Annotated in this window: 1 protein-coding gene; it reads left to right on the top strand. The window is 61.7% G+C overall.

Annotated features, from left to right (window positions below):
* Positions 1 to 350: efflux RND transporter periplasmic adaptor subunit (locus tag F8C76_RS19410; protein WP_369126717.1), on the top strand; the 350-nt coding region annotated here is incomplete at both ends.

Below are 350 nucleotides of genomic sequence, written 5' to 3'. Positions count from 1 at the left end.
CTGGGCAGTTTTTGCGAGTGTCTGTGCAATTAGCGCAACGCGATGCCTTGCTGGTGCCGGAGCAGGCAGTTATCACCCAGGGCGCGCAGAGCTATGTGTTCACCGTGAGCAAGGATAACCGGGCGCGGCGTCATCCGGTTACCTTGGGCGGGCGCCGTGATGGCTGGGTGGAAGTCACCAGTGGCCTAACGGATAAACCGGACGTAGTCGTCAATGGCCACTCCCGGCTCGGCAGCGGTCAGCCGGTAAAGGTGATTGATGATCCGGGGGCATTGCTGCCCGGCCAGCGGGTGTTGCTGAACTCGGAGCCAGCAGACGATGCTCCCTTTGGGGAGCCGCAACCGAATGAT

This window comes from Flagellimonas olearia (assembly GCF_009184425.1).
GTDB classification, from domain to species: Bacteria; Bacteroidota; Bacteroidia; order Flavobacteriales; family Flavobacteriaceae; genus Flagellimonas; species Flagellimonas olearia.
This window is presented reverse-complemented; position numbering and strand designations above follow the sequence as displayed.